The sequence below is a fragment of the Psychromonas sp. Urea-02u-13 genome, from assembly GCF_002835995.1.
Taxonomy (GTDB): domain Bacteria; phylum Pseudomonadota; class Gammaproteobacteria; order Enterobacterales; family Psychromonadaceae; genus Psychromonas.
Window position 1 is genome coordinate 22944 of sequence record NZ_PJBZ01000061.1, and the last position, 26480, is coordinate 49423.

Sequence of the window (26480 nt, forward strand, 5' to 3'; positions counted from 1 at the left end):
TGTAGATCTCGTTCGATAAGAGAAAGGCGATACGTAAGCATCGCCTGTTAATCGTTTTGATTGCCTAAAAAGTCTTAAGCTTGCTGACACAGAGCCTCTAAGGCGGCTATTGCGGCTAGATTTTCACCTTTCATCAAGGCTTGGTCATCATTAACGTATTGACTAACGCCTTCTTTTACATCCTGCTGATATAACACCACATTATTGAGAATCGACGCCACTTCAAGTCCTCGCAATCGTCCCACTGCAAATAATGCAGAGGTTTCCATATCGGCACCTAATACGCCTTTTTTATTCCAATAATGACAAATCTCTGTTTCATCATCGGTGTAAAAACTATCATGTGAACGCACAAGCCCAAGGTGATAACTTGCCGATTGTTTTGCTAAAAAAGTATCTAATGCCTTTAGCAAAACAAAGCTCGAATACGCGGGATAGCTCGCTTTAATATACGCCTTAGAAGCGCCTTCATCACGCACCGCAGCCTCTGCGACAATGAGATCTCCCAATTGAATGTTTTCTTGCATTGCACCAGCTGAGCCCACGCGCACAATATGCGTGGCGCCACACTGCTTGAGCTCTTCGAGTGCAATAATTAGCGAAGGGGCGCCAATGCCGGTGCTGCATATTGTCACCATTTTTCCTTTGTAATAGCCCGTAAATAAACGATATTCACGATTCTCAGAGACGAGTTTAGCATTCTCAATGAGGGTGGCGATGCGGTTAACTCGGTCGGGCTCCCCACATACAATTACCAGTGGGGATATTTGACTTGCATCGACACAAATATGCGGCTGTTTGCTCATACAAGGGCCTCTTGGTTTGATTGTGGGAGATGCGTTTTGTTGTTATTTATTTTTGCTGTGCGAGTCCATTCTCGTGTGCCATTTGCAGCAATAAACATAAGAATCGCGTATTGAACTGACATGGCATAGACACCTTGTGATGCGTAGATGCCAACACTGATGATGTTAATGACGACCCACAGCATCCAATTTTCAACATATTTACGGGTCATCAAAACCTGTGCAACAATTGACAATATGGTCATCGTAGCATCCCAAAAAGGAAACGCATCAGGTGCTAATGTTGGTGGTGCTAAACCAGCGCCAAACAGATTTAGGCTGTTCACCGCGATATTAGCTAAAGCGAAGAAGAACGGGTCGATGTAAATTGTTAGCAGGGCAATTGCCACTACGCTGATCGCTGCAATCATCATTAGCTTTTGTTTGCTTAACCAGCGTACTTCAAGTGTATCGCCAGCTGCCGTTGGTCTTGTCCATGCGTACCAGCCATATATGTTGGCGCAGAAAAAGAAAAGCTGCAGTAGTAACAGGCCATACAGTTGAATTTGGAAAAAAATCACAGCAAAGAGCATTACATTTATTAAACCAAACAGATAATTAATGGTTTTTTCTTGGCTGGCAAACCAAATACACAGCAAACCAAAAATGGTGCCAAGCGCTTCAATCCAACTCATGGCATAACCGCCACCAATGGGAATAGTGACAAGCGTATTATTTATATCGAGTAGGGCGAATAGATCCATGATGATGTCCTTTATGATTTTTTAGGTGAGTTCATCATAAAGTGAGATTAAAGCGACAGGGAGGATATTTGTCCTCCTTGGGGTGTGCACGATCAAATTTATTAAATGTTACTGCTATGTATTTTAATAGGTGATTTTAACGCCATTTCATAACGCATTGATTAATAATGGGTTCTTTTTTTGTTTAAGAGTTGTTCTCATGGAAATCCCAAAAGTGAGATTAAGTATTCCCAATAATGGGATGTTTTTTTGAGGCTCGACTCTTATCAACTGCGTTAGTCATGCTCTATTGAGTAATACCATTAGTGCAACTAAGCTTAACTTACCTTAACTATTGAAATCACAGAGGTTAGCTTGAGAGATATATTGTTACGTCCCCGAAAAAGGCTGATTAAAATAGTGCCTAACTCTAAAAATCGTGAAATTTTTCTGTTGTTTTTTGGTCCAACACTCATGCTAATGAGTTACTTGTTGCATCTATTATTGCCGCCACAATTTGCTGTACAGGTTATATTTGTAACCTTAATAGGCGTCGTCGTTTTGCTATTAGGTTTAGTAAAATTAGTTGAGCCGAGATTCAGTTATTACCTCTGTCCACAGGGGTTGATTTATCGACACCGATGCGGGCAATGGCAAATAAGTTGGTTAGAGATTAGTCGTATTGGGCAACTGCAGACATATGTCTCGAATCAATATACTGACCTACCTTATATCGGTCTTAAGTTGCATGATTTAGAGAGTGTCGCACGTAATATTTCACCACGTTTGGCTAATAAGTTGATTCATGAACAAAATGAACTGCTGTTACTTGCTGTGGGTAATAATGAAATTAAAAGTGAAGATGCAGTGATTAATTTTGAACCCTACCATTTAAATGGCATTGAATATAAAGGGCCTATTGCAGGCTGGTTATATAAAACAGAGCAACTATTTAAGGCTTACGGATATCATATTTATTTACCCGAAAATAGTTTTGATAGAGAGGTAAGCGAATTTATGCGTTTACTTAAGCAGTGCCAGCACTTTGTTAAGATGAATAGTTAATGACTACAAGGTTTTGTTACTTCACTTATGCTTATCCAAATATAGGTTTATTGGTCTACAAATAAGTTAACCAGCAAAGTGATAATGATACTCTTGATTTTAAATATCAATTAAGCGACTATTTGTATAGTCAATTCACTTTTAACACTAAGGCTTAAGGATGAGTACAGTTCCTCGTTATAAACAAATTAGAGAGTTTATAGCTGAAAACATTAGTAGTAATCGTTGGCCTGTGGGCACAAAAATCCCTACTGAAATAGAGCTAACAAAACAGTTTTCAGTTAGCCGTATGACGGTTAATAAAGCGATACGCGATTTAGTTATCGCCGGTTTATTAGAGCGTACGCCACGTATCGGTACTTTTGTTTGCACCAAAAAAGTCTCTTCGTCTTTGCAAGATATTCGTAATATCGCCGATGAAATAGAGCAACGTGGTAAGCACTACAGTAATAAAATTCTGTCTCAAATAAGCCTACAAGCTGATGATGAAATCGCCATGCGTTTGGGTGTTAAAATCGAAGCAACGGTGTATTTCACTGAGATTATTCACCTTGAAGATGATGTGCCTCTACAACTCGAGCGTCGCTGGGTTAACCCGGATTTTGCTAGCGATTATATTAAGCAAGATTTCAGTAAAGCGACACCTAACGAATACTTAACTAAACACTGCCCACTAAGCTCCATTGAACATACGGTTGAAGCGATTACCTCCAGTGAATACATTCAACAGCAGTTACATTTATCGCCTCATGCGCCTTGTTTGTTATTAAATCGTCGTACTTGGAGTAATGAAAATCTGATCAGTGTGGCCTTGCTTTATCACCCCGCAGACAAATACAAACTCACCTTAAGAACTAACGTTTAAACTCAGAGTGTTTCCGCTCTGGTTTATTTATTCCCCTGCAACAAAAACGAAGTTGATCACAAGTTGTTAACATAAGCATTGCGCTTTAGTCATTTATTGCTAAATTTAATTGTATATACAATTAAATTTGGAATGACGATGAATTTACTGCTGATTAACGCACGCTTGGTTACCATGCAAAAAGTCACGATGCAAAATGACAGTGACGGTTACCAAGTGCAAGACGCACAATTTGTTCATGTGTGTGACGGTAAAATTATTCAAATGGGTCCAATGCAAGCCTGTCCTGAGATGGATGTTTTGCAAACATTGGATTGCGAGCATAAGTTAGTCACCCCCGGTTTAATTGATTGCCATACCCACCTTGTTTTTGCTGGCAATCGCGCCAATGAGTTCGAGCAACGTTTAATGGGCGTGGCCTACGAAGAGATTGCGCGCCAAGGTGGCGGCATTATGTCTACCGTGAAAGCCACTCGAGAAGCCTCAGAACAAACACTATTAACCAATGCGTTACGGCACTTATCTGGATTAATCAAAGATGGCGTCACTACGGTTGAGGTTAAATCAGGTTATGGCTTAACCCTTGAAAGTGAACTGAAAATGTTGCGCGTTGCTAAGCAACTGGAACAACACGCCAAGATTAAAGTCTCTACTACATTACTGGCGGCCCACGCCGTTCCCCCTGAATTTAAAGATGATGCCGACGCTTATATCAATTATGTGTGTGAGCAGATTATTCCCGCTGCTGTATCTGCAAAATTAGTCGATTATGTGGATGTTTTTTGTGAGGGCATTGGTTTTAATCTCAAACAAACAGAGCAAGTGTTTGCCACTGCGTTATCTTTTGGTCTTGGCATTAAAGGGCACACTGAACAGTTAAGCCATTTAGGTGGCAGCGCATTAGCGGCAAAAATGGGCGCAAGCTCGGTAGATCATATTGAATATTTAGATGCCGAAGGGGTTAACGCGTTGGCTGAAAACGGCACGGTGGCGACTTTGTTACCCGGCGCTTTCTATTTTTTAAGAGAAACACAACTTCCGCCAATCCAGTGCTTAAGAGAGGCCAAAGTGCCGATGGCATTAGCCAGCGATTTTAACCCAGGTACGTCGCCAATTGCCTCACTGTTAACCATTATGAATATGGGGTGCACGCTGTTTCGTTTAACGCCAGAAGAAGCTTTAAGAGGTGTAACTTGTCATGCCGCGCAAGCATTAGGTATTGCTGCAAAAAGGGGGCAAATAAAAGTAGGTTATGAGGCGGATTTTGCACTTTGGAATGTCACACACCCAGCACACCTTTGTTATGAAATTGGCACGCCTTTATTACACGCACGTATTCTCAACGGAGTGCTTTGTGATGACTAAACATCAGCAACAACAACAGCACCAACAGCAACAACCACAATCAATGGATTCTATTTGGCAAGGCCGTGTTGATAGTGAAGATGGCGATAACGGCCGACGTTTTCATCAAATGGTGAATCTTATTGATTTATCCAATCAAACATTAGCGCCACCAGCAGGTTTACTGTTATTAGGTTTTTGTTGTGATGAAGGCGTTCGACGTAATAAAGGCCGAGTCGGTGCATTTCAAGCGCCTAATTTGATTCGTGCCGCCTTAGCGAATATGGCGTGGCACCACGACAATAAACAGCAAGCAACGCCACTTTATGATGCAGGTAATGTGTGTTGTGTGGATGATCAACTTGAAAAAACTCAGCTGCAATTGGCGCAGCAGGTTTGCACTGCATTACAACAAAAACACAAAGTCATGGTATTTGGCGGAGGTCATGAACTTGCATGGGCCTCGTTTCAAGGGTTAAGCCAATACTTTCAAAAAACGAGCATTCATAACCCTAAAATCGGCATTATTAACTTTGATGCGCATTTTGATTTACGTCGCTATTCAGCTACTGATTCAACAACTGATTCAACAACTGATTCAACAACTCATTCAACAACTCATTCAGCAAATAATTCAGCAAATAATTCAGCAAATAATTCAGCAAATAATTCAGCAAATAATTCAGCAAATAATTCAGCAAATAATTCAACGGCTAATTCAGATAGCGATTCAAGCTCAGAGTCGTATTATCCAACCAGCTCGGGCACGCCTTTTAAACAAATTGCAGACCGCTGTTTATCATTAGGTTGGGCATTTAATTATGCTTGCTTAGGCGTGAGTCGCGCCAGTAATACACAAGCCTTATTCAATCAAGCTGATCAGTTAAATGTGTTTTACAGAGAAGATAAACAACTCGCGACGCACTTGTTAACTGAACGTTTAGCCGAGTTAACGGCGTTTATCAGCAAGGTCGATCACCTCTATTTAACCATCGATATTGATGTGTTTTCAGCAAGCATTGCCCCCGGTGTCAGCGCGCCAGCACCTAGAGGCATTAGTTATGAAACCATTGAAATACTATTACAGCCCATTCTTGATGCCAAAAACCAAGCCGGTAAAAGCAAATTAATATTAGCTGATTTCGCGGAATACAATCCTGAGTTTGATAGTGATAAACAAACCGCGCGATTAGTCGCAAGACTGGCATGGGATATATCAAAGTCCATGCTTAGTGTTGAGTAAATAACACTCTTATTAACTTATTAACTTATTAACTTATTAACTTATTAACCCATTCAACTAGCGAGTTGTATAAAAGAAACTGTAAGTGCTCAGGGCTAAGCCATTTATGGTGAGTTCAAGGCGAAAAAGCACAGTTTAGTAGTTTAAATACTTCGTACATCCTGTACTACGCCCTTCGGGCCACCCTACGGATGTTCAAATTTATTCCCGATAAATTTGTGCGCATTTTTCAACGATGAAATCGCCTTAAATGGCGACGACCTGAGTAGTTACGATTTTTCATGTATTTAAGGAATTGATATGACCAATAATCGTTTAGACACATCACGCACTATCATTGCTCCGCAGGGCACGACCTTGAACGCTAAGTCTTGGTTAACCGAAGCGCCGTTGAGGATGTTAATGAATAATCTACACCCTGATGTGGCCGAGCATCCCCATGCGCTAGTGGTGTATGGCGGTATTGGGCGTGCTGCGCGAGATTGGCAGTCTTACGATAAAATTGTCGAAGTGTTAAAACGTTTAGAAGACGATGAAACCTTATTAGTGCAATCAGGAAAACCCGTGGGTGTGTTTCAAACGCATGCGAATGCACCGCGTGTATTGATTGCTAACTCTAACCTTGTGCCACATTGGGCAAACTGGGAACACTTCAACAAACTCGATAAACAGGGCTTGATGATGTACGGGCAAATGACCGCGGGTTCTTGGATTTACATTGGCTCGCAGGGCATAGTGCAAGGTACTTATGAAACCTTTGTGGCGATGCTAGACAAACACTTTTCAGGCTCTGCAAAAGGACGCTGGGTTTTAACTGGTGGTTTAGGTGGCATGGGCGGCGCACAACCTCTGGCTGCAACCATGGCGGGTTATTCTATGATTGCCGTGGAATGTGATGAATCACGTATCGATTACCGTTTGCGCACGGGTTATGTGGATCAAAAAGCAACCACGTTAGATCAAGCTTTAACAATGATTGAACAAGCAAAAGTCGATAATAAACCTACTTCAATTGGTTTGTTGGGCAACGCTGCTGATATCTTCCCTGAGTTAGTGAAGCGTGGTATTGCCCCTGATGTGGTGACCGACCAAACCTCGGCACATGATCCGCTAAATGGATATTTACCACAGGGCTGGACCATGGAGCAAGCAGCTAAAATGCGTCAAACAGATGAAGCCGCTGTGGTTTCTGCTGCTAAAAAATCAATGGCGATTCAAGTACAAGCGATGTTAGCGCTACAAGATGCAGGCTCTGCAACGGTTGATTATGGTAATAATATTCGTCAAATGGCCTTGGAAGAGGGCGTGACTAATGCCTTTGATTTCCCTGGATTTGTACCGGCTTATATCCGCCCACTGTTCTGTGAGGGTATTGGACCGTTCCGTTGGGTAGCGCTCTCTGGCGACCCTGAAGATATTTACAAAACAGATCAAAAAGTAAAAGAGCTGATCCCTGATAATGCGCATCTGCATAATTGGTTAGATATGGCCCGTGAACGCATTCAGTTCCAAGGTTTGCCTGCACGTATTTGTTGGGTGGGTTTAAAAGACCGACAACGTTTAGGCTTAGCGTTTAATGAGATGGTTAAAAATGGTGAATTGAAAGCACCGATAGTTATTGGACGCGACCACCTTGATTCTGGCTCAGTCGCAAGCCCAAATCGTGAAACAGAAGGCATGATGGATGGCTCGGATGCGGTATCGGATTGGCCATTGCTCAATGCGTTATTAAACACAGCTAGTGGTGCAACGTGGGTTTCTTTACATCACGGGGGGGGCGTTGGTATGGGCTTCTCGCAACATTCAGGCATGGTGGTTGTGTGTGATGGCACAGAGGACGCGCATCAACGTGTGAGTCGTGTTTTACGTAATGACCCTGCTACAGGGGTGATGCGCCATGCGGATGCGGGTTATGAGATTGCTAAAACCTGTGCGCGTGAACAGAATCTAGATCTGCCGATGCTTGACGTTGAGTAGTTCGCCTTTAAATAACTGCGTTAAAGTCAGTGGTTATTAAACCAATATTTTATGAATAGTTTGGAGAGATAGATGTACAACTTAATGATTAAACCGGGTTTGTTAACATTGGCAGAATTACGCCAAATCAGTCGCAACCCTGTCCAACTGAGTTTAGATCCGAGTTGTGTTGATAATATTCACGCGAGTACGCAGATTGTGAATCAGGTCATTGCAGAAAATCGTGTTGCTTATGGCATTAATACAGGTTTTGGTTTGCTCGCGAATACCCGTATCGCACCAGAAGATTTAGAAACCTTGCAGCGCAGTATTGTGCTTTCTCACGCTGCCGGTATTGGTGAGTTCATGAACGATGAAACTGTGCGACTGATGATGGTCTTGAAAATAAATAGCTTAGCACGTGGTTTTTCAGGTATTCGTTTGTCGGTTATTGAAGCGTTAATGCAACTAGTGAATGCGCAGGTTTACCCCTGTGTGCCTAAAAAAGGATCCGTGGGCGCATCGGGTGATTTAGCACCGCTTGCACATATGAGTACGATTTTATTAGGCGAAGGTGAAGCGCGTTATCAAGGTGAACTTATTTCAGGTGCACAGGCATTAAAAGTGGCTGGCATGCAAGCGATTACGCTGGCACCCAAAGAAGGGTTGGCACTATTAAATGGTACGCAGGCATCCTGTGCATTTGGTTTAGAAGGTCTGTTTGCCGCTGAAGATTTGTTTGCTTCGGCCACTTTATGCGGTGCAATGACAGTTGATGCTGCTTTAGGTAGTCGTCGTCCTTTTGATCCTCGAGTACATCAAGTGCGCGGTCATCAATCACAAATAGACTCAGCCTTAATGTATCGTCATATATTAGGCGACAGCAGTGCGGTAGGGCAGTCTCATACCGCCTGTGAAAAGGTGCAAGACCCGTATTCTCTGCGTTGTCAGCCACAGGTGATGGGCGCATGTTTACAACAAATTCGTAACTCTGCTGATATTTATGTTGTTGAAGCGAACTCAGTATCCGATAACCCATTAGTGTTTGCAGACGATGGCGATATTATCTCTGCGGGTAATTTTCATGCTGAGCCAATCGCGATGGCCAGCGATAATCTTGCCCTAGCTATTGCTGAAATTGGCAGTTTATCGGAGCGACGCATGGCGTTATTGATTGATAGTGGTTTAAGTAAATTACCGCCATTTTTAGTGAATAATGGCGGCGTTAATTCTGGCTTTATGATTGCACAGGTAACAGCCGCTGCACTTGCCAGTGAAAATAAATCATTAGCGCATCCTGCCTGTGTTGATAGTTTACCCACTTCGGCAAACCAAGAAGATCATGTGTCGATGGCGACCTTTGCAGGGCGACGTTTAAAAGAGATGGCAGAAAATACCCGTGGAATATTAGCGGTTGAGTTATTAGCAGCTGCGCAAGGGTTAGATTTTAGGGCACCGTTAGTCTCTTCAGTGTTAATTGAAAGTGCAAAAGCAGAATTACGCGAACGTGTTACTTTCTACGATAAAGACAGATACTTTGCCCCCGATATCGCGCAAGCGAATCAACTGTTATTAGAAGCAGCTCATAACAAACTGATTCCTGAGGCGTTATTGCCAAGTCTGTAGTCCAAGGTAGCCATCGTCTGTGATCATATTTGAGCGACGTAAACTCTCCCCTTACGTCGCTCAAATATTCAAAGTACCAATATTTAAAGTACCAATATTTAAAGTACCAATATTCAAAGTACAAATCCTCATAGATTGTCTTTAATGGTTTCTGCATCCTCTTCTTGTTCAGGGCAGTGAAAGCTTTGTTGTAGTTTTCCATCGTGTAACGATTCAATATGTACATCAAACCCCCAGAGGCGGTGCACGTATTTGAGCACGGCTTCAGCAGAGGTATCATCAATGGGGTTACGGTTGTGCTGACAGTGACGCAGTGTTAGAGAACGATCGCCACGCATATTGACATCAAAAGCTTGAATATTGGGCTCGCGATTACCTAGGTTATAAAGCCCCGAGAGTGCGGCTCGAATCATTTGGTAACCTTTTTCGTCATGAATAGCGCCCACTTGTATGTCTTTATTTTTATCGTCATCGACAATGCAAAATAGCTTTAAGTCGCGAATCAGCTTGGGTGATAAAAACTGTAAAATAAAACTCTCATCTTTAAAATTACGCATCGCAAAATCAAGTGTCTTACGCCAATCACTACCGGCAATATTAGGAAACCATTCACGGTCTTCATCACTGGGGTGTTCACAGATACGGCGAATATCAATCATCATATTAAAGCCCAAAGTGTAGGGATTAATACCACTGTAATGAGGGCTATCAAAAGGCGGTTGGTAAATGACGCTGGAATGAGATTGTAAAAATTCAAGCATAAAACCATCGGTTACTAACCCTTGATCGTAGAGCTCGTTAATCAGGGTGTAATGCCAAAAACAGGCCCAACCTTCGTTCATGACTTGTGTCTGGCGCTGTGGGTAAAAATATTGTGCAATCTTGCGTACGATACGCACAATTTCTCGTTGCCAAGGCTCTAATAACGGGGCATTTTTTTCGATAAAATAGAGTAGGTTTTCTTCCGGCTCTTGCGGAAATTTAAAGTCGTCATTATCAATTTCAGCCGTTGTGCTTTTAGGAATAGTCCGCCATAAATCGTTGACCTGTTGTTGTAAGTGTTCTTCTCGCTCTTGCTGGCGCATCTTTTCTTCTGCCGCTGAAATGGAGCAAGGGCGCTTGTAGCGATCTACCCCATAATTTGACAGCGCGTGACAGGCGTCAAGCATATCTTCCACCGCACTGATGCCATGGCGTTGCTCGCACTTATCGATATAATTCTTAGCGAAGAGCATGTAATCGATAATCGAGTCTGCATCTGTCCAAGCGCGAAACAGGTAGTTACCTTTAAAGAATGAATTATGACCATAACAGGCATGGGCAATCACCAGTGCCTGCATGGTCATGGTATTTTCTTCCATTAGGTAGGCGATGCAGGGGCTAGAATTGATGACTATTTCATACGCTAAGCCCATTTGACCGCGGCTATATGAGCGTTCTGTATTAATAAATTGTTTGCCATAAGACCAGTGATGATAACCCAGTGGCATTCCTGCCGAAGCATACGCATCCATCATCTGCTCAGAGCTAATCACTTCAATCTGATTAGGGTAGGTATCTAAACCAAACTGTTTAGCGATTTTTGCGATCTGTGCATCGTACTCTTGTATGAGCTCAAAGGACCACTCAGAAGTGGTGGAGATAGGCTGACGTTTCTCTGTTGTGTTTTTCATAAGGCAACCCGTGAGGCATAGGCCCATTGATGCATTTTCTCCGAACTAATCACTTCAATCTGATTAGGGTAAATATCCAAAGCAAACTGTTTAGCGATTTTAGCAATTTTATTAATTTTGGCATTGCTCATACAACTCCCGTTTTTTTCTGGAATAAATCGCGAAACACTGGGTAGATATCGCTGGCATCAACGAGTTGTTGCATGCAAAAACGATCAGGAAAGGCCGCTTGTATTGTCTCGTATTCTCTCCATAGGGCTTGATGACCGTTTGGTGTTATCTCTATATATGTGAAGAACTGTAGTAGTGGAAGCAGGCTGTTGGTGAGAATTTCATGACAGGTATTGGAGTCGTTATTCCAGTTGTCACCGTCTGACGCTTGTGCACCATAAATATTCCATTCGCCCACTGGGAAACGCTCATCGATAATTTCTTTCATCAATATCAGCGCGCTGGAAACAATCGTGCCCCCGGTTTCTCGGGAATAAAAAAACTCTTGTTCATCGACTTCTTTAGCAAGGGTATGGTGGCGAATAAAAACCACTTCGGTGTGTTCATAACTTCGCTGTAGAAAGAGATACAAGAGAATAAAAAAACGCTTGGCAATATCTTTTGTCGCCTGACTCATTGAGCCAGATACATCCATAATGCAAAACATCACGGCTTTGCTGCGAGGCACGGGTTCCTTAACCTGAAGATTGTATTTAAGGTCAAAGTCATCAAGCCAAGGCACACGTTTTATTCTGCCTTTAATATCTTCTATCTGCTGCAGAATCTCGCTGATTCGTGGCTGGTGGCAATCGTCAATAGGCTCTACTTGCAACCTTGATAGCTCCTCATCGAGGACTTTAATCTGGCGCCTTTTCCCGCCACTCAGGGCGAGTCTGCGTGCATTCGCGGCGCGCAGTGTACGTACGATATTGACCTGACCTGGATTGCCTTCGTTACTGATGCCGGCGCGGTGGGTTTTAAATTCTTCATCACCCTTTAGCTGATGTTTTACTAAGTTGGGAAGCTCTAATTCTTCGAACATAAAGTCGAGAAACTCTTCTTGGGTAATTTGGAAAACAAATTCATCCATGCCTTCGCCACTATCACTGGCGCCTGCACCTGGTCCTCCCTGACCGCCTTGTGGTCTTGGAATATGATCACCGGCAATAAACTCTTTATTACCGGGCAGGATGTTTTCGTTGTAGCCACCTTGGCCATGGTGAAAATGCGGCTCACTGACATCTTTAGAGGGGATGCTGATTTGCTCACCCTTTTCAATATCAGTAATGGATCGCTGGCTAACCGCATCGGCGACCGCTTTTTTAATATGTTTTTTGTAGCGCCTTAAGAAGCGCTGTCGATTAACAGTGCTTTTGTTTTTGGCATTGAGGCGACGGTCAATTATATAAGACATTCATCGCCTCCTACTGTGATTTTCTGACTCGTAAATACCACTCCGATAACAAGCGAACTTGTTTTTCGGTGTAGCCACGTTCGGTCATACGATTAACAAAGTCTTGATGCTTTTTCTGATCGTCGTTAGACGCTTTAGCATTAAAAGAGATAACCGGTAACAAGTCCTCGGTATTGGAGAACATTTTTTTCTCGATAACCGTGCGTAATTTTTCGTAGCTGTGCCAAGCGGGGTTGTCACCATTGTTATTAGCGCGGGCGCGCAGTACAAAATTGACTATCTCGTTACGGTAATCTTTAGGGTTACTGATGCCGGCAGGTTTTTCTATTTTCTCTAATTCTTCATTTAGCGAGGCTCTGTCTAGAATCTCACCGGTATCAGGGTCGCGGAACTCTTGGTCTTGAATCCAGAAATCGGCGTAAATAACATAACGGTCAAAAATGTTTTGCCCGTACTCAGAGTAAGACTCTAAATAAGCCGTTTGAATTTCTTTGCCGATAAAATCGACGTAACGTGGGGCGAGGTATTCTTTGATAAAGGCTAAATACTTCTCTTGTATCTCGGGTTGGAACTGCTCTTGCTCAATCTGTTGCTCTAATACATATAACAAATGCACGGGGTTAGCTGCGACTTCGGTTGCATCAAAGTTAAACACCTTAGACAATATTTTAAAGGCAAAACGTGTCGACAGGCCATTCATGCCTTCATCGACGCCCGCGTTGTCGTGATACTCTTGAATCGATTTTGCTTTCGGGTCGGTATCTTTTAAATTTTCACCATCGTAGATACGCATTTTCGAGAATAGATTAGAGTTATCGGGCTCTTTGATACGCGACAAAATGCTAAATTGTGCGAGCATTTCGAGTGTATCGGGCGCACAGGGGGATTTTGATAGTGATGAATTTTCGAGTAGTTTTTCGTAAATATGTGTTTCTTCCGAAACACGTAAGCAGTAAGGCACTTTAACGATATAAACGCGGTCAATAAACGCTTCGTTGTTTTTGTTATTTTTAAAGGTCTGCCATTCAGATTCGTTAGAATGCGCAAGAATAGTCCCTTCAAACGGGATAGCACCAAGCCCTTCCGTGGAGTTGAAATTACCTTCTTGTGTTGCTGTGAGTAAGGGATGTAATACTTTTATGGGCGCTTTGAACATCTCTACAAATTCCATCAAGCCCTGATTCGATAGGCACAAACCACCCGAAAAACTGTAGGCATCGGGATCATTTTGTGGAAAGTCTTCGAGCTTACGAATATCGACCTTACCCACCAAGGATGAAATATCCTGATTGTTTTCATCACCGGGCTCTGTTTTGGTAATCGCGACTTGATCAAGAATCGATGGGTAGCGTTTAACTACGCGGAATTGGCTGATATCGCCATTAAACTCATGCAGACGTTTTACCGCCCAAGGCGACATAATAGTGCCGATATAACGTAGCGGAATGCCGTAATCTTCCAGCAGTATTTGACCATCTTCAGTGGCGTCGAACAATCCCAGTGGCGATTCATAAACGGGAGAGCCTTTCAAACAGTAAATAGGTTGGTCTTCCATTAACGCTTTGAGTTTTTCAGCTAATGATGATTTACCACCACCAACGGGGCCAAGTAAGTAGAGTATTTGTTTTTTTTCCTCTAATCCTTGAGCTGCATGTTTAAAGAAGGAAACGATTTTTTCGATACATTCTTCCATGCCGTAAAAATCGGTAAAGTGTTTATAACGTTTGATTATTTTATTGGAAAATATCCGCGATAATCTAGGGTCGTGAGAGGTATCAACTAACTCGGGTTCGCCGATGGCTTTTAGCATACGTTCAGCAGACGAGGCGTAGGCGCCAGGGTCTTGCTTACACAGTTTCAAGTACTCTTCAATGCTCAACTCTTCCTCTTGGGTCGACTCGTAGCGTTGTTGGTAGTGGTTGAAAATACTCATGGCTCACCTCGTGTTTATTGTTGGACCCTAGGTAGACTTATACTATGTAGATGCTTGTATATAACTGATAGTGCTTTAATAATTTTTTTTGCGTGTACTTACAGCATAGACATTATTCGCTAATGCGCCTTTCTATAAACATGAAATTGATGCCTTGCGCGGTGTGTATTTGTATTTATATTTATATTTTATCGGGGGACTAAAGTTGCGAGCTGTCAATATTGCCTTTTGCTTTGCTTCACTGGCTCTCTACGAAGTTTGTTGGGGCGATTTGAGATCGTTGTTGGTGTTTTTTTTGTTAATTTTAAAGGTAAATATGAACTGAAATAAGGTGATATTTTTTGCGATAAAGACGGTTTTTGTCCTTTTTGCGAAAATTTAGAATATAAAATGAAGAGAAGAGGCATTGGTTAATACCTCTTCTAAAATACGAAAGGGGAGCAAGCCTTGCGACTAAAGCACCAGATTACCAATCATAAAGGCGATGATGACGGAAGATGTGATCGTCGCGATACCCGGTAATAAAAACGGATGGTCAAAAACATACTTTCCAATACGTGTCGAGCCGGTATCGTCCATCTCAATCGCCGCTAATAAGGTCGGGTAAGTGGGTAATACAAACAGTGCGCTCACCGCTGCAAAAGCTGCAATCGTTGCCACGGGTTCAATACCCATAGAAAGTGCCGCTGGCATCAAGGCTGCTGTCGTCGCGCCCTGTGAATAAAGTAGCATAGAGGCAAAAAACAGAACCAAGGCTAACATCCACGGGTAACTCGCTAACAACGACCCTGAAAAGTCTTTAATATCATCAATATGACCATTCACAAAAGTAGAGCCTAACCACGCTACGCCTAATACGCAGATACACGCACACATGCCTGAGCGAAACGTCGACATTTGTGTTATTTCATTAACGTCGAGTTTGCATTTCAGCGCAATAACGCCTGCTGTTGCTAACATGATCGCCATAATCGCTTCACTGCGGCCAATGGTCGGGTTTTCAATGACACCTGAAAGCAGAATCGCATAACTGACCACCAATAAAATTGATAGCGCAAAAGCCAGTACTGAAAATTTAGCATCGCTGGTGGGTACATAATTGGCTTGCTCACGTTGTTTAATTAATCCCTGTGCAAGACGCTCTTTATAAATTGGATCATCTTCTAACGGTTTACCTAATAGCTGTGCGACAACCGCGCCAATTAATACCGCAATCAGCGTTGAAGGAATCGCAATGCTCAGCAGTTGTAAATAACTCACACCAAAAGGCTGTAACATAGCGGCAAAAGCCACCACAGCAGCAGAAATTGGCGAAGCGGTAATGGCGATTTGTGATGCCACAACCGCAATGCTCAAGGGTTTAGAAGGGCGGATGCCTTGTTCTTTGGCCACCTCTGCAATCACAGGTAACGTTGAAAATGCCGTATGACCCGTGCCCGCAAGTAGGGTCATAAAATAGGTCACCATCGGCGCTGCAAAGGTAATATATTGTGGGTGTTTACGGAGCATTTTTTCAGAGAGGTAAACCAAATAATCAAGTCCGCCTGCGCGTTGCATGGCTGCAATGGCGGCAATCACCGACATAATGATTAAAATCACCTCAACCGGGATATATTCCATACTGGTTTTCATACCCAGCATAGCAAGTACAATGACACCCGCGCCCCCCGCATAACCGATGCCGATACCACCGAGTCGTGCGCCGATAAAAATAAACAGTAAAACGATTGCTAGTTGTAACCAAAGCATTGTTATTCCTTAAAACCAAAAAAGTAGGTAGAGAGTTAATATAAATAAATAATATAGTCAGCGTTTCGCTATAACGATATAGTGCATAAATTTAACGATGAAGTTATTTATGAGTTCAATTGAGTGTCCATTCTGCCAACAAGATAATCGTTGCACGGTTAATAGCAACAGCTGTTGGTGCCAATTAACGCATGTTCCTAGCGCCTTGATTGACTTATTACCTGATGCTGTCGTTAAAAACGCAACCACTAAATCATGTATATGCGTGACTTGTGTCGAATCTTACCAAAAAAGTCCACTCTTGTTTAAGGCTCAGATCAATGGCAAAGCCAAATAAAAAAGGTCCGACCAAAACAGTGGACATATTTTGCGCTAAATGTCGTACTCAACTGTTTAAATATCGCAAAGGTGGGAAAGGGGCATTAATCAAATGTTTTAAAGAACGCATTAGTGTCGATTTCACTGAGACGCCTTGTACTTGCCCAAAATGCCAAACCGTTTTTGCACGAGAAATGCTCATTCGTGGCACACCGGCATTAAAAATGATTGGTGGCAAAGTATCTTGCTAATCAACAAGCTACGAATTTATTGTGATGCTTGTCACTGGTTCGAGTCCAGTAGCGGGCTCTGCGCATAAAAAAACAGCAAACAGAACATGAAATGCAAACTTTTATTGACAGTCTCAGGCCGATAAAGCACTATGCATCTGCTTCCACACCAAAGAAGCGTTTCAAAATTTGCTCGCTTAACTCAGTTGGTAGAGTGCCGCCATGACATGGCGTAAGTCACTGGTTCGAGTCCAGTAGCGAGCACCATATTTTTATAAAACAGCCCACTATATGTGGGCTTTTTTATGCCAGTCATAAAGTACGTAACCTGTCACACCAGCCTAACGATTGACGATATTTAGCAATCAGATCAACTTTATCCATTGCCACTGAGTAATTATCTTTTTGAACACAATGCACTGTGTTAATTTAACGACCATATAATGATTGTTCGCTATTCATGGTTGATAACAAAAACTCAAACCAACAATCATCTAATCCGATTCCATAAAGCATGCTTTAAAAATATTCTTGATAAAAAATAATACAAGGCTGTCCCATGTCTCACTGGACTCCATCTGGCTTGGCAGAGGACAGTAGCATATTCAAATTTGTTGGTTATCTAAATATAAATGTATTGCGATTTGTTGATAATAATGATCCATATTTAGGTGGTAATGAATGGGTTTTAACTGATGAAGGGCAACGAATAATAGCTGAACAAAAATTAGCCTTTGAAAAACAGGTTGAAGAGTTAAAACAACAGCAAAATTAAAATGTAAGTGAAAGAATTTAAGCTGTGTTAGGGCTCTCTAGCTCAATGTAGGATAACACCAAAAGATACTGATCTCAGACGTTTCCTTGAATACGAAGTATGGCTAAAATTAGTTACTCAGTACATTAAAACTACAGTCAAAAGTAATTTTTAAGCCATAAAGGCGTGCATATCGCCTTAGAAGAATTTACTCTGTTTATCTGTAAACCTTCTCAATATTTCTTAATCTTAACACTCATTCAATTAATGTTGTTTTTGAATTAATTACCCTTAATATATTCTCTTTAAATAAAAATAAAAAGGAAGTGCGGTTATGGACAAAAACTCTGACCTGATTCATTACTCAAGAGCAGGTGATATTTTTCATTATCGCTGGGCAGTTAAGAGGTGTTTAAAGCTACTAGAATTCAATACTGCTTTACAAAATATCACGATTGAGGGGTCGCAAGAGTCAAAACTTTCTGGTGAATGTGTTGTGGATCTAGCCGAATATCGTAAGTCTGAAAAAGGTGAAAGGTCTGTAGAATATTTCCAGCTAAAGCATTCTACTGTAAGAGCTGACCAACCTTTCACATTATCTACCCTCAAAGATACTATCGTAGGTTTTGCAAAGCGTTTTTCTTCTTTAGATAGCTCAGGCATAAATTTTAAGAGTGTTAAACTAACTGTCCTAACTAATCGCTTAATTTCAGAAAATTTTAAGATATACATCAGCAAAATAGCTAATGGTGAAAAAGCCCCTGTTGGCTTCACAAATAATCTTGAAGAATATACAGAGCTAAAAGGGAAAAAACTTAAACAGTTTTGCAAATGCTTGAACTTGTGTGACTCAGAAGGTAATTACGACGAGCAAAAGTACGATATCCACAAAGAATTAGCTAAGTTATCGGTTTCAAAAAACATTCTAGATAGAGAGAAACTATTAGTAGCCAAAGTTTGGGAAAAAATAGAGCCGGGTAAATCAAATATAATCAAGCGTGAAGATATGCTGGAAGCATTCGATGTAACAAGCTTCGATGATTTTTTTCCTGCTCCACCATTATTCGAGCCAATAGAAAGCTACATCCCTAGAGATGAACAAACAAGTATTGTTACGTCAATCAAGTCAGCTAAAACTCATACGATTATCACTGCCAATGGCGGTGTTGGTAAATCTGTTTTAACCAGTAACCTCTATGCAGAATTTAATGAACCATCAATTGTAATAGCATATGACTGTTTTGGTAATGGAAGTTATCGTAGAACAAGTGCTAAACGACATGAATCTAAATATGCTCTCACTCAAGTCATCAACATGCTCGCTAAAGAAGGATTATGTGATCAAATTATCCCTACTAGAAATGAGCCTGATGAACACTGGATAAAGGCCTTTTTAGGTAGGATTAGAGAAGTTTGTAAGGTTATTACTTCTCAAGATGAAACAGGTCTATTGGTACTAATATTTGATGCTGCGGACAATGCTGAAATGGCAGCAGAAGAGCAAGGAAGTACATGCTTCATTAACCAACTTTTAAAAGAGAATGTGCCTGATAATTGCCGATTAGTATTTACCTGTAGACCTGAAAGACTAGAACTCCTCGATCCTCCTGAAATGATTAGACCAATACAGTTATCTCCATTTTCAAATGAGGAAGCACTTGCCAGTTTAAAAACTAAATATCGAGTAGCAACCATAGAGCAAGCTATTGAGTTTAATCGCTTAACAGGTGGGAATCCGCGAGTACAATCCAATGCATTGTCATTAAAAATACCGTCCTTGAATAAACTTTTACTTTCTTTTGACTCTAAAATATTAACTGTTGAAGACTTAATTGAAAGGCAATTAAAGGAATCAATAACCAGAATTAAAGATGAGTTTCCAAAAAACTACAGGGAGAGTATAGATAATATTTGTACAGGGTTGGCAGTATTACCACCATTTGTGCCTATAGCCGTTTTAGCAAAGGCTGCGAATGTGTCTGCGGATTCAGTAAAAAGTTTTATAGCTGATTTAGGACACCCTCTATGGCAAATTGATGACACAGTTCAATTTAGAGATGAGCCAACCGAAAAGTGGTTTCAAGACCATTACTCTGCAACGCCCGAAAAAATATATTCATTTACTAACACCATTAAGCCATTAGCTACAGAGTTTCCGTATGTTTCTGAATCACTCCCCTTACTATTATTAAAAGCAGAGCAGTTAGATGAGTTAGTAGAACTAGCACTATCTGACAACTATCTCCCTTCAATCAGCACCTTTGATGATAATCAGGTGAGAGTACAAAGATTACAGTACGCATTTAAAGCTGCTCTAAAAGCAAACAGGTTATATGAAGCGGTAAAATTAGCACTTATTGCAGGAGAAGAAATTGCAGGAAACGACCGTCAAATCGATATTTTAACTAATAACATTGACCTAGCCTCTTCATTTCTGTCATCTGGGCGCATACAAGAACTAGCCCACAGGAGAGAGTTGAGTGGTAATTGGGACGGTTCTGAAACCGTATTTTCAGCATCTTTATTGTCAAGTTTATCGGGTATGAAAGGAGAAGCTTATAGTTATTATAGATCAGCAAAGCACTGGCTTTATCGCTACTTTCAAAAGCGTGATGAGGCAAGAGATGAGGAAGAAAGGTTTAATGAAAAGCTACAGGATATTGAAATTATAGAACTAGCCTTCGCTCAATATAGAATAAATGGCTGGGAAAAGTGTGCTGATTTCTTACTATCGTGGAAACCACCGTCATGTGTTTTTAGAATTACTTCCGATTTTGTTGAAAGGCTTGTTGATGCAGGTGAATTTGAAGATATTGATCTGATGGCTACTTATGGAAAAAGTAACTCTAGTTTTATTTTAGCGATCACTTCAGAATTGATGAAAGTTGGTAAAATACCACCCAAATTTTGTTTAACTCGATGCCTTAATCAAATTATTAATCCAAAGTCTAGATTGGATAAATCCGATGATTTTCATGAGACTGGATATACAGTAGAGGCTTATTTATTATTTTTTGAAGCCTGTTTAATTCATCAGTTACCTTTAGCCAATATAAGAAGGGGTCTTAATTATTATTACCACTTCCCTAGCCTTTATCGTGTTGTGGATGACCATCAATACAAAGGAGCTAGAGAGAATCTTCTTCGCTACTTGTCTATTCAAGCGGCAATCAAAAATGACTTTGAGTTAATTTTTGAAAATTATGTCCCTGCTAGCTGGAGAAGTAAAAAGGACTCCTATGATGATAGGCGAAAACTAGAAAGGGCTAAAGAGTTAGTTGGCAAGCTTTTACCTTGGTATATGGTAAAAGCAAAAGTGCTTTCTGGTATAGAGTTAGACTTAAAAAAAGAGCACGAAACAGCCCATAGTTTATCTCCAAAAAAGGGAGGCTACTCATATCGCGAATATGACCCAATTCCTTCTGAAATTATAAAGGCAAAATTTCAAAATATTCTGTTTTGTAACTCTAATTTCTCAGAAGAAATAGATCTGTTTACTGAAAATTATAACGAGAGTAACCTCAAAGTATCTTTCGTTGATGACTTCTATTTTCTAAGGGCAAGTTGTAGAACAGAAAAATTGCTCGAACTTAGTGATTCAATAGAAGAGCATTGTTTTTCATCTTTAAAAAAATATGACCACGACGAGTCTCCAGAGTCGCGTTCAGAACACTTTATTAAGTTATCAAGGGCTGTTTTTTGTATTAGTAAAGAAGATGCCGCCTCTTATTTTGACGAAGCACTAAGCAAAGCTTCAAACTTTGGTCAAGAAGGAGTTATTCGCTGGGAAGCATTAACTTCAATTGCTAAACGTAGCGCGCAGAATGGGGATAAAAATCCAGAGCTTGCACATCGGTATATGAGATGTGCAGAAATGATTGGTGATTCAGTTTATAAAGAAAAATACTGGGATCGCAATGATACTATTTCGACCTGCTTTCAACTTTCGCCAGAATCGGCGTTCCCCATATCAAACAGGTGGAAGGATAGATCTGTTGGTTGGAGTGAAAGGCTAATGTATCCTTTAGCGCATAGCGCAATAGACTCAAATTATACAACATCAGCTTCTTTATGGGCGTTATCATCATTCTCTTGGGAATATGGACTTAGTGAATTTCTAAGCAAATGCCTTGCCAAAGAGCCTTCTAAATTAAATCAGCAAAGAATGCTAGATCGCTATATCCGAGAATTGAGAGTTCAAGGTTATTACGGTGATAAGTGGATAAAAATTCAAAAATTAGCAATTAAGCACGAGTTAGAGTGCATTACTGTAGAAGAAATTAAACAGCTTGTAGTTCCTTTATTGTCTGGAAATTCAGGATCGTTAACTGGGAACTCAATAGAACCGGAAACACAAGAATACCCGTGGGATAAACTTTATGGGCAATTTTACTTATTGACTGATGCTGGTTTTAGTGACGCATTTCAATTTTATGAAAGCCAAGGTTGCCCAAGGGAGTCAGAGAAATTTTGGCAAGGCTGCTTTAAAAAAATAACGTCAAGAAAGCTTAGTTCATTCTTAAATATAATTAGCCAGTCAGAAAAACTTGACTATTATGATTTGCATTATGCGTTTAAAGGGATCCCTGAGAGTTGGAAGAACAAAGTTTCTGTGAAAAATTCTTGGAATATTGCGGTCAAGTATATTGCTTCTAGATTTCCTCAGAGGTTCACAGAAACATATGAAAGAGACTATTTGATAGGAGGTTTCATACTAAACGAAAATACTAACTCCGCGATTAAAGAAGGTGTTATTAAGGGGCTATCCAACTCAGTTGATATCGAGTCAGCTAGAGCCTTGTTTAGCTTTGCTCATTATAGTGCAAGTAATTTAACTATAACAGAAGCCCAAGATTTGATTGACTATGGTTTATCTAGGCTTGAAGAATTTCTTGATGAAGATTATGCCGATGGGTGCTGGAACGAACAAAGTCACTTACCCAAAGATCTTCCCCATGCAATTGCCAGTTATATCTACGCTAACCTGGGTTCGCCTCATGCTGAAGAACGATGGCGAGCTGTGCATGCAGTAACTCGGCTGTATAACCTTAATTGCCAAAACGAAATCAACTTGTTGATAGAGTGTTACAGCAAAGGGCTACCTCAATCATATATACCAACAAAATATGAGTTTTATGATTTACATGCAAAACAGTATTTACTTGTTGCACTGACGCGCTGTGCTAACGAGTGTCCAGAACTTTTGGTTAATAATAAAGGCTTGTTTGCCACTATCGCATTAAATAAAGATCAAGGTATATTGTTTCAATATTACGCAAAGAAAATATGCTTATTGCTACAACAATACAGTCCAGATTGTTTTGAAAAGCCTACGTTTGATAAGATTGAAAATGCTTGCGTAACTCAATACCCAACTATCAACGAAAAGCAATACAGTTATCAAACAGATACGCCTTGGCATAAGGCTGATACATTAGGTGTACTGCCTGAAGTATGGTTTGCACATGACTTTGATAGCCATTGGTTTGAACCTCTAGGTAGAGTGTTTGGTGTTAGTAGTTCACAAATTCAAGATCTAGCAAAAAACATATTGAGTAACCGCTGGCGGATTGAAGTGGAATCTTCTCATTTGGAAGACTCAAGATCGGAACTTTGGAGGGGACGAAGAAATTCACAGGATACGTTTCATTCTCATTACAGCTACCCTAGTATTGATGACTATTCATTTTACATTTCATATCATTTGTTGCTTGAAGTTGCATCTCAATTACTAGAGTCCATGCCCGTGATGCACGACGAAGATGATGATGATGTAAACTGTTGGGAGGAGTGGCTAAATAGTCACTTGATTCTCAATAAAGATAACCTGCTATTATCTGAACTTAGAGATCCTATCCCTATTGGAAAATCAGACTGGGTGAGCGCAGAACACCATGAGGACTGGCAATGGCAAATCTCGGAAACAGATTTCATCAATCATTTAGTTGTGCAAAATAATTCAACCACTTGGCTTCACACTGAAGGGAGTTGGGACGAATATAAAGATGGCAGGAATGAGCATGTCTCATTTTCTAGTGTTTTAGTTCCCAAGGAGTTAAGTCAGTCATTACTGCTCACAAGTATCAACTTTGATAACCATATGCATGAATGTTATTTGTATAGTTATTGTGAATCAGATTATGGTCACCGAAACAGTGAAAATTTCCAATGCAAAGAATGGCTGGTTCGAGAAGGTGAAAATAACGATATAGAATCAAGTGACCCGTATGTCGGTACAATATACGCACAACCTTATAAACTAAAGAAAGGTGTGATAGAGCCAATTTCTGTAAATTGTAGTGCAGATCAAAAAACCTTTAGTTTGTCATCTGACAATAGCATTTGCTTCAAGAATAAATACTGGAGTGAAGACAAGCCTAGTGAGTCAGATTCATACGTTAGCTCAGGTAAGCCTGCTTTAGCATCCCTTAAATTTTTAAAACTCATTTGTGACGAGCTTAATGTAGAAATTGCTATACAAATAAACATTAAGCGCACTTTCACTGGTTCAAATAGGAATAAAGATGACAAACTCGGATACATACCAAGATACAGTAAAACCTTCATCTTATCTGGCGATGGAAAACTTAGAGACACAAGAAAGAGTTATCAGCTTAGGTAAAAAGTTGCTTGCTAGCTTAAAAAAAGATGAAGCTGATGAAATCACGTCTTGGATGATTAACTATTTAGCAGAAAAAATTGATTTAGCTGAAAGTGGCTCAGAGGAAGCTAAAAATAGTTGTATTGATGTCATTTTAAAACTTTGGGAAAGGAGGGCTACGCTTCCTAATGGTACTAGGCCATTTGAAAATTTTGAACCTATATTTAAGGCTTTATATTCGCTTAGCCCTGAAGCAGTGAATCCACGTTACTTCTCAAATTTCTCTGATGAACAAGGAAATGAAACAGAGGGAGAGTTAGCTTCTTTAATTGAGTTGGGTAAAAACCTTGATGTGGCGGCTAGAACTTTAATCTCTTTTATATTTGAAAAAGCTGTTGAAACCGCTACTGACAAAGATACAGTCGCATGGCTTCAAAGTATTTCTAAAACTGTAAGCTCTAGTGAATATGAGTTTATCATTAGGCATACTGAGGTTAGTTCTCCGAGTGCAGCGGAACAAAGAGTCAATAAGTTAAAAAGTAGAATTACTCAATTAAAAACTTTTGAACATATAAGTAAGAGCATTCGACAAGGGTTTAAAGAAGAGTTAAAGGTTTTAAAAAAGAAAGGTGACTCACAATCGTTGTGAAAACCTAATTGGGCTCAATTAGGTTTAACTTAGATATATTACTACAATGGGATAAATAGCTTTTTTTTTGATCTTAGCTTTGGAGTTTTATTTACTTTAAATGTAATTAAAATAGCCATATAAGTGGCTATGGTAAAAATTTTAAATGGTAATTGTGTTGGTTGTCATTATCATGGTGGTCGCTGCTATTTTAAAATTGGAAATATAAATGGAACTTATAAAAAGACTTCTATATTCTAACTCGACAATTAATGCTTTTAATAAAGCATTGAGTAGGGTCACTTTGAATTGAAGTAACACCAGAAGTAACACTTTCAAACTAGTTTCTATTTATATTGTTATATTTCAACTGGATAGAGTGTTTTATCGAGTCCAGTAGCGGCACCATATTTTTATAAAACAGCCCACTTTATGTGGGTTTTTTTATGCCTGTCATAAAGTACGTAATCTGTCACACCTGCCTAACGATTGACGATATTTAGCAATCAGATCAACTTTATCCATTGTCACTGAGTAATTATCTTTTTGAAAATACTAATCGGGGACATCCATAAATTTTCTCAAAGAAAGAAAAGGCTAATTGAGGACACCCATAACTTCAACCATATAAAATCAATAGGTTAAGGTACTGCAGTTTATGGCTGTCCCCGATTGGTTTTTTATATTTAAGGAAATAGATATGCATGATGAAAATTTTATAGACTGTCGTGAGTTTTTAGAGAGAATGATTGAGAGCCATCCTGATAATAATGAATTTATTAAGGCTTATATCAAACTATTTGAAAAAAAGACTGAATACGATATTGCTATTGATACTAATAATCTTGAACTAGATAAAGTATCTGAAGAATCAAAAACCGAAAGACTAAAGTCTGAAAATGAAGTAGAAAAATCCCATATAGTGAATAACTAATACTAACCATTAATTAAATATAACAAATTTCTTAAACGGGAAATTAACAGTTGGCTATCGCTTCGTGATTATAGCCAACCATTAATTTCCGCATGCAAGGCGTTATGCAACTTTTACAATTTAATTTCAATTGATATGTTATTTAACATCAAATAGTTAAAGATCAAAAGTAAGCGTATGGGCAACAGCACCTAGCTACGCTTAATATTCCATGGCAGTAACGCGTCAATATCATTCGGCTTTTCAGCAATCTGCTGTAAGCAGTTTGCGATATAATCATGCACGATGAGATTATTCGCTTTCGCTGTTTCAACCAAACTATATAAAATGGCACTCGCGTTCGCACCTGTATTGGTGTACGAAAATAGCCAAGCCTTGCGACCTATCACAAAGGGCTTCACAGCCCGTTCCGCTCGGTTATTGTCGATGCTTAACCTGCCATCTTCAAGGTAGCGCTGGAATTTTTCAAATTGGTTTAAACTGTAGCGAATAGCTTCGCCAAGTTTGCTTTTGGGCGGGATTTTTTCTTTGTGTTCGATGAGCCAATCATACAGTATTTTCACAATAGGCTTGGCTTGTGATTGCCGAATGGTAAATTTGTCTTCGATTGATTTACCCTTAATTCTTT

The 26480-nt window shown here is 40.2% G+C and carries 20 protein-coding genes and 1 tRNA gene; 13 read left to right on the forward strand and 8 right to left on the reverse strand.

Annotated features, from left to right (window positions below; all coding sequences use genetic code 11):
* Window positions 1-74: 74 nt before the first annotated feature.
* Together CXF74_RS10910 and pnuC are read right to left on the reverse strand one after the other, a co-directional pair.
* Complete coding sequence (locus CXF74_RS10910; protein WP_101082479.1) at window positions 75-806, reverse strand: nucleoside phosphorylase; 732 nt, start codon at window positions 804-806, stop codon at window positions 75-77.
* Entirely contained in the window at window positions 803-1549 is a 747-nt protein-coding gene (gene pnuC / locus CXF74_RS10915) for a nicotinamide riboside transporter PnuC (protein ID WP_101082480.1), read from the reverse strand. Before pnuC ends, CXF74_RS10910 begins: the two co-directional genes overlap by 4 nt.
* Window positions 1550-1948: 399 nt before the next feature.
* On the opposite strand from pnuC, the gene CXF74_RS10920 reads away from it, so the two are divergent.
* The 6 genes from CXF74_RS10920 to hutH all read left to right on the forward strand — a co-directional run bounded on the left by CXF74_RS10920 (window position 1949) and on the right by hutH (window position 9627).
* Window positions 1949-2593: a DUF2982 domain-containing protein gene (locus tag CXF74_RS10920; RefSeq protein WP_101082481.1), complete on the forward strand. Its 645-nt coding sequence runs from the start codon at window positions 1949-1951 to the stop codon at window positions 2591-2593.
* 160 nt (window positions 2594-2753) lie between these two features.
* Window positions 2754-3458 (forward strand): histidine utilization repressor, encoded by a 705-nt coding sequence (gene hutC / locus CXF74_RS10925; RefSeq protein WP_101082482.1) that lies wholly within the window; start codon window positions 2754-2756, stop codon window positions 3456-3458.
* Window positions 3459-3590: 132 nt separating this feature from the next.
* Window positions 3591-4823 carry an imidazolonepropionase gene (hutI, locus tag CXF74_RS10930; RefSeq protein WP_442965951.1) on the forward strand — a complete coding sequence of 411 codons (1233 nt, stop codon included), beginning with the start codon at window positions 3591-3593 and terminating at the stop codon, window positions 4821-4823.
* Window positions 4816-6045, forward strand: coding sequence for a formimidoylglutamase (locus tag CXF74_RS22515; RefSeq protein ID WP_232772501.1), 1230 nt, complete (start codon window positions 4816-4818; stop codon window positions 6043-6045). The genes hutI and CXF74_RS22515 overlap by 8 nt, the downstream gene beginning before the upstream one ends.
* A 300-nt stretch (window positions 6046-6345) precedes the next feature.
* Window positions 6346-8022, forward strand: coding sequence for a urocanate hydratase (hutU, locus tag CXF74_RS10945; RefSeq protein ID WP_101082484.1), 1677 nt, complete (start codon window positions 6346-6348; stop codon window positions 8020-8022).
* A gap of 72 nt (window positions 8023-8094) precedes the next feature.
* Window positions 8095-9627: a histidine ammonia-lyase gene (hutH, locus tag CXF74_RS10950; RefSeq protein ID WP_101082485.1), complete on the forward strand. Its 1533-nt coding sequence runs from the start codon at window positions 8095-8097 to the stop codon at window positions 9625-9627.
* Between the two features lie 128 nt (window positions 9628-9755).
* On the opposite strand, the gene CXF74_RS10955 is transcribed toward hutH, so the two are convergent.
* The 5 genes from CXF74_RS10955 to CXF74_RS10970 all read right to left on the reverse strand — a co-directional run bounded on the left by CXF74_RS10955 (window position 9756) and on the right by CXF74_RS10970 (window position 16387).
* Complete coding sequence (locus tag CXF74_RS10955) at window positions 9756-11300, reverse strand: SpoVR family protein (RefSeq protein WP_101082486.1); 1545 nt, start codon at window positions 11298-11300, stop codon at window positions 9756-9758.
* On the reverse strand, window positions 11297-11431 hold the full coding sequence (locus CXF74_RS21955) for a SpoVR family protein (protein ID WP_157822384.1): 135 nt from the start codon (window positions 11429-11431) through the stop codon (window positions 11297-11299). The genes CXF74_RS10955 and CXF74_RS21955 overlap by 4 nt, the downstream gene beginning before the upstream one ends.
* Window positions 11428-12705: a YeaH/YhbH family protein gene (locus tag CXF74_RS10960; RefSeq protein WP_101082487.1), complete on the reverse strand. Its 1278-nt coding sequence runs from the start codon at window positions 12703-12705 to the stop codon at window positions 11428-11430. Before CXF74_RS10960 ends, CXF74_RS21955 begins: the two co-directional genes overlap by 4 nt.
* A gap of 10 nt (window positions 12706-12715) precedes the next feature.
* Window positions 12716-14638 carry a PrkA family serine protein kinase gene (locus CXF74_RS10965; RefSeq protein ID WP_101082488.1) on the reverse strand — a complete coding sequence of 641 codons (1923 nt, stop codon included), beginning with the start codon at window positions 14636-14638 and terminating at the stop codon, window positions 12716-12718.
* A 453-nt stretch (window positions 14639-15091) separates the two neighbouring features.
* Window positions 15092-16387 (reverse strand): anaerobic C4-dicarboxylate transporter, encoded by a 1296-nt coding sequence (locus CXF74_RS10970; RefSeq protein ID WP_101082489.1) that lies wholly within the window; start codon window positions 16385-16387, stop codon window positions 15092-15094.
* A gap of 109 nt (window positions 16388-16496) precedes the next feature.
* Here CXF74_RS10970 and CXF74_RS23095 point away from each other — a divergent pair, with 109 nt between their 5' ends.
* From CXF74_RS23095 to CXF74_RS11005, 7 genes are all read left to right on the forward strand, one after another.
* Window positions 16497-16724, forward strand: a complete 228-nt coding sequence (locus CXF74_RS23095) for a cysteine-rich CWC family protein (protein WP_157822385.1) — start codon at window positions 16497-16499, stop codon at window positions 16722-16724.
* Window positions 16708-16956 (forward strand): hypothetical protein, encoded by a 249-nt coding sequence (locus CXF74_RS10980; protein ID WP_101082491.1) that lies wholly within the window; start codon window positions 16708-16710, stop codon window positions 16954-16956. Before CXF74_RS23095 ends, CXF74_RS10980 begins: the two co-directional genes overlap by 17 nt.
* A gap of 170 nt (window positions 16957-17126) precedes the next feature.
* Window positions 17127-17202: transfer RNA gene (locus tag CXF74_RS10985), tRNA-Val, on the forward strand.
* Window positions 17203-17494: 292 nt separating this feature from the next.
* Window positions 17495-17710 (forward strand): hypothetical protein, encoded by a 216-nt coding sequence (locus CXF74_RS10990; RefSeq protein WP_101082492.1) that lies wholly within the window; start codon window positions 17495-17497, stop codon window positions 17708-17710.
* Between the two features lie 313 nt (window positions 17711-18023).
* Window positions 18024-24311 carry an NACHT domain-containing protein gene (locus tag CXF74_RS10995; protein WP_101082493.1) on the forward strand — a complete coding sequence of 2096 codons (6288 nt, stop codon included), beginning with the start codon at window positions 18024-18026 and terminating at the stop codon, window positions 24309-24311.
* Window positions 24214-24939 carry a hypothetical protein gene (locus CXF74_RS11000; RefSeq protein WP_101082494.1) on the forward strand — a complete coding sequence of 242 codons (726 nt, stop codon included), beginning with the start codon at window positions 24214-24216 and terminating at the stop codon, window positions 24937-24939. The genes CXF74_RS10995 and CXF74_RS11000 overlap by 98 nt, the downstream gene beginning before the upstream one ends.
* 637 nt (window positions 24940-25576) lie before the next feature.
* The gene (locus CXF74_RS11005) at window positions 25577-25852 is read left to right on the forward strand and encodes a hypothetical protein (RefSeq protein WP_101082495.1); all 276 of its coding nucleotides are present in this window, start codon (window positions 25577-25579) and stop codon (window positions 25850-25852) included.
* Window positions 25853-26043: 191 nt separating this feature from the next.
* On the opposite strand, the gene CXF74_RS11010 is transcribed toward CXF74_RS11005, so the two are convergent.
* On the reverse strand, window positions 26044-26480 hold a 437-nt coding region (locus CXF74_RS11010; RefSeq protein ID WP_157822386.1), incomplete at its 5' end, for an IS66 family transposase.